Source organism: Frankia sp. CcWB3 (assembly GCF_977927595.1).
Genome location: NZ_CDWRCK010000119.1, coordinates 1 through 4073, shown reverse-complemented (window position 1 = coordinate 4073; position 4073 = coordinate 1). Strand labels below are relative to the sequence as shown.

Below are 4073 nucleotides of genomic sequence, written 5' to 3'. Positions count from 1 at the left end.
TAGGGCGTGGAAGTATGAACCGCCCCAAGATTCGTCCGCAGCGATTTCTGGCCATGCGTAACCTTTGTCGCGTCGCTGGTAGCCTGATCCAAGTAGCTGGCCGCTGGAGATGTTGACCATGCCGACTTACATGGCTTACTGACTACAGTAGACAAACTCAACATGATACCGCCCCCCACAGGGCGTGCGTTTCTTTTTTCTTATATTTCCGAGACGCAAGGCGATGAATTTGATTCAGACCGACAGGTGGGCGTTCATGGCTCGGGCCTTCTCGGCAAGCTCAGGCAGTTCCGCGACAGTGACGCCGGCTTGGGTGAGGAGTTCGTAGCCTTGGCAGTCAGCGACGAAGAGGCTGGGTTCGCGCCAGGCGATGACCACCCGTGGGATTTTTGCTTCCAGGATGAGCTGGGTGCAGGTGCGTGGCCGGGACTTACGCTGCGAGCAGGGTTCGAGGGTGCTGTAGATCGTCGCGGTGGCGAGCCGCGGGTCGTCGGGGGCGATCTTCACGAGGGCGGATTCCTCAGCGTGCACCGCGTCGTCGACCTCACGGGAGAAGCCGAAGGCGATCTCCTCGTTGTTCTCGTCGACGATGACAGCGCCGACCGAGTAAGCGCCGGTGGCGGGCGGGCAGCGGTGGGCGAGTTCGATGGCCCGGGTCATCCAACGGTGGTCGTCGAGCTGGGGCATGGAGCAACTCGTCCTTCCCTGGGGCCAGTCCCTGGTGGAGGCGGACCGGATGGCCGGTGGCGGGATGGTAGTCAGACGGTGATGGCCGTGGGGACCTGGTCCATCCCCTGGCGGAACTCGCGTACCTGGGGGACAGTCTGCCATCCGGCGACGGCGTCACGCAGTGACCGCAGACTGGTCATGATGCGTCCGGAGTGCGTGCTGGCGCCGACCGTGAGTGCGTCGAGACCGAGTATCGCGGCTTGCTCGGGTTCGCGTGCTCCTGCGTGCGCGAGGGCTTCGCGGGCGAGGTAGACACCGCGGTCGCGGTGGAACGCGGAGGGGAGACCGTCGATCGCGGTCCGGAATCCGGTGGCTGCGGCCGGATAGTCACCGAGGGCGGCCAACAAGGCGTAGAGGAGGCGGGGGCCATCTCCCCACCGGCCGGGGCTGGGGCCGGTGACGGGGCGGCATCCAATGAAAAGCCCCCCGGCTGTAGCAGGGGGGCGAGCGCAGACCTACACCGCCCAAGAGGGGACGGTTCAGACTGTCTTTCGGTCATATCCCATCGATCGGGGACGGTGGCGGCTATCGGCTTTTGTAGATGTCGTGAGTCCCAATCCGCAACCAGCGCACATGAGAGCCGTCCCGGCCTGGGACGGGGTCCCCGTACTCCCACAGCGCCCGGCCGTCCTTCGCCCAGCGCAGCTCGAACACGCCCGGCTCCGAGCGGAAGCCCTTCACCCCGAGGCTCGGGTGGAACTGGCCCGGCTCCAAGCCCTCGCGGAACAGCACGACCGCGCGGCGGAACGCTCGCCGCTGCTCGGGAGTCAGCCGCGCGTACTCCGCCACGAAGCGGGCCACCTGCTCGTACGCGGGCACGCCGTCACGATAGTGCGTCGATCATTCCGAGCTCACGGGAGGTACGCGGCTCATCAGCTTGCCTTCGGGTGCTCCTCGACGGCCAACTGGTCCAGCTCGTCCAGAAGGGCATCGAACGCAGCGTCGGACAGGCAGAAGACGGTGCGACCCGCCTCGACATCCTCGTGGGCCTCGTCGATCGCGCGCTTGGTGTCGGGGTCGGGTTCATCAACCCACTCGTGGGGCTCAGGGTAGGGCTGCGCCGTCGCGTCCATGGCCAGCCTCCGCATCGGTGCGCATCGTGTCGACCCAACCTTAGCTTCGTCCCTGATGGCTTGCGGCGGCAGCCTGGGCGAGCCTCAGGGCTGACGGACCCAAGCTGACACGGCCGATGTGCCTGCGGCTGTTGGCACGCGAAGGCTGGGCGCGGCAGCATCCGTTCACATCAGCCATCGGAGTGGTGCCCGCTGCGCGGCAGGAGTCGCGCCCCACGTTGACCGTCTCGTGGCCCCTCATTCAAACCCGAGGATGGGACGTCTGCCTGATCACCACACCGGCGGCCGTGGCGTTCATCAACATACCAGCACTTGAAGAACAGACCGGTCATCCTGTGAAGAGCGTCTACCGCCAGCCAGGCGAGCCACGATCGAACTCGTTCCCCCAGGCAGACACGATCATCGTCGCCCCGGCGACCTACAATACGATCAACAAATGGGCTGCCGGTACCAGCGACAACTACGCCCTTGGTGTCCTGGCCGAGGTATTCGGATTGGGTATCCCGGTCATCGTCCTGCCGTTCGTCAACTCGGCTCTGGCCGCGCACTTCGCCTTCCAGCGCAGCGTCACTGAGCTGAGGAAGGCCGGAGCCCACATCCTCATGGGACCGGGGGCCTGGCAGCCGCACGAGCCCCACACCGGCGGCCAGCACTTGGACACGTTTCCGTGGGGACTCGCACTCGACGAAGCGGACTATAGGACCGCGGGGAGCTGACCGTCCTGGACCAGTCCCAATGCCACTGACGCTATTTGGATCTTGGCTGGCGCCGGGGTGTCGGTTCCGGTAGTTCTGCCTGGTTAGCAGCATGATCAGGGGTGTGGCGGACACTGGGGCGGTGGCGGCCGGCCGGCTGACGGACTGGGTCTCGCTGGGGGTCCTGACGTCGTTCGTGCCGCGTGACGCGGTCGACGAGGCGATCGAAGCGACCGGAAAGGGCGCCAGGCGCAGCGACGCGACGATCCCGCCGCACGTGGTGGCCTACTTCGTGATGGCGTTGGCGCTGTTCGCGGACGACGACTACGAGGCGGTCGCACGCCGGCTGGCCGGGACGCTCGACGACTTCGACGTCACCTCGCCGAAGTGGGAACCGACGACGGGCGGGCTGACCAGGGCCCGCCAGCGGCTCGGCCCGGCGCCGCTGGCGGAACTGTTCTGCCAGGTCGCGGCGCCGGTCGCGGACCTGGACACCCTCGGGGCGTTCCTCGGGGCGTGGCGGCTGATGAGCATCGATGGGCTGGAGTAGGACGCGCCCGCGTCCAAGGAGAACATCGCCGCGTTCGGCCTGCCAGCAGGCCGTGACGACGCGCCGGGGGCGCTGCCGAAGGTCCGCGCGGTGACCGTGTCCGAGTGCGCCTCGCACGCGGTGGTCCTCGCCGAACTCGGCCCGGCTGGCGGAACGAAGGCCGCCAGCGAGCAGGCCCTCGCCCGAAGCCTCTACCCACGGCTGGAGTCCGACTGGCTGCTGCTCGCCGACCGGAACTTCTCCTCCTGGGGGAGGACTGGCGCACGGCCGCGGACACCGGTGCGGCGCTGCTGTGGCGGGTCAAGGCCACCCTGCGCCTGCCCCCGCTGAAGGCGCTACCCGACGGTTCCTACCTGACCGTCCTGATCAACCCGAAGATCACCGGGAAGGCGCGTGACGCGCTGCTCACCGCCGCCCGCGCCGGCACGCCGCTGGACCCGGTGAAGGCCCGCTACGCCCGCCTCGTCGAGTACGACGTCCCCGACCGGAAAGGCGACGGGAAACACGAGATCATCGCCCTGATCACCACCATCCTCGACCCACGGGAGGCGACGGCGACCGCCCTGGCCGGGGGTTATCACCACAGATGGGAACAGGAAACCGGCAACGACCAGCTCAAGACCTACCTGCGCGGCCCCGGCAGGGTCCTGCGCTCCAAGCACCCCGACACCGTCTACCAGGAGATCTGGGGCTACCTGCTCACCCACCACGCGATCGCCACCCTGACCTGCCAGGCCGCGACCGCCGCCGGGATCGACCCCGACCGGATCAAGTTCAAACGCACCGTAAGGATCATCCGCGACCGGGTCGTCACCGACCCGACTTTTCCCCCTGACCACCATCACCGCACCATGCGGCTACTCGCCGCCGACATCACCCGGCCGGACACGCTCAACACCCGCCGCGAACGTACCTACCCCCGCGTGGTCCGCCGTGCCCGGCACAACCAGTACCCCGTCAAGAAACCCGGCCAGTGCGGCACCCACCACGACGCTCCACCCCACGATCAGGCTCGCTAAGGGGACG

Annotated in this window: 7 protein-coding genes; 3 read left to right on the top strand and 4 right to left on the bottom strand. The window is 67.5% G+C overall.

Translation table 11 applies throughout. The features are described from left to right. Positions 1-234: 234 nt before the first annotated feature. The 4 genes from ACY5KJ_RS11045 to ACY5KJ_RS11030 form a co-directional block, all read right to left on the bottom strand. Positions 235-687, bottom strand: a complete 453-nt coding sequence (locus ACY5KJ_RS11045; protein ID WP_462203308.1) for a deaminase — start codon at positions 685-687, stop codon at positions 235-237. A gap of 71 nt (positions 688-758) precedes the next feature. After that, positions 759-1076, bottom strand: a complete 318-nt coding sequence (locus ACY5KJ_RS11040) for a hypothetical protein (protein WP_462188078.1) — start codon at positions 1074-1076, stop codon at positions 759-761. Between the two features lie 178 nt (positions 1077-1254). Next, positions 1255-1548 carry a hypothetical protein gene (locus tag ACY5KJ_RS11035; protein ID WP_462188077.1) on the bottom strand — a complete coding sequence of 98 codons (294 nt, stop codon included), beginning with the start codon at positions 1546-1548 and terminating at the stop codon, positions 1255-1257. A gap of 53 nt (positions 1549-1601) precedes the next feature. After that, entirely contained in the window at positions 1602-1802 is a 201-nt protein-coding gene (locus ACY5KJ_RS11030; RefSeq protein WP_006543091.1) for a hypothetical protein, read from the bottom strand. 116 nt (positions 1803-1918) lie between these two features. Between ACY5KJ_RS11030 and ACY5KJ_RS11025 the strand changes: the two genes are divergently transcribed. The 3 genes from ACY5KJ_RS11025 (at position 1919) to ACY5KJ_RS11015 (ending at position 4066) form a co-directional block, all read left to right on the top strand. Further along, positions 1919-2518 (top strand): flavoprotein, encoded by a 600-nt coding sequence (locus ACY5KJ_RS11025; protein WP_462203307.1) that lies wholly within the window; start codon positions 1919-1921, stop codon positions 2516-2518. A gap of 91 nt (positions 2519-2609) precedes the next feature. Continuing rightward, entirely contained in the window at positions 2610-3047 is a 438-nt protein-coding gene (locus ACY5KJ_RS11020; protein WP_462203306.1) for a transposase domain-containing protein, read from the top strand. Between the two features lie 104 nt (positions 3048-3151). Beyond that, positions 3152-4066, top strand: coding sequence for a transposase (locus ACY5KJ_RS11015; RefSeq protein WP_462203305.1), 915 nt, complete (start codon positions 3152-3154; stop codon positions 4064-4066). The last annotated feature ends 7 nt before the right edge of the window (positions 4067-4073 follow it).

Bases quoted from the DNA above. Each gene is read 5' to 3' on its own strand.
- ACY5KJ_RS11045 (WP_462203308.1), bottom strand. From the start codon at position 687: ATGCCCCAGCTCGACGACCACCGTTGGATGACCCGGGCCATCGAACTC.
- ACY5KJ_RS11030 (WP_006543091.1), bottom strand. From the start codon at position 1,802: ATGGACGCGACGGCGCAGCCCTACCCTGAGCCCCACGAGTGGGTTGAT.
- ACY5KJ_RS11025 (WP_462203307.1), top strand. From the start codon at position 1,919: ATGTGCCTGCGGCTGTTGGCACGCGAAGGCTGGGCGCGGCAGCATCCG.
- ACY5KJ_RS11020 (WP_462203306.1), top strand. From the start codon at position 2,610: ATGATCAGGGGTGTGGCGGACACTGGGGCGGTGGCGGCCGGCCGGCTG.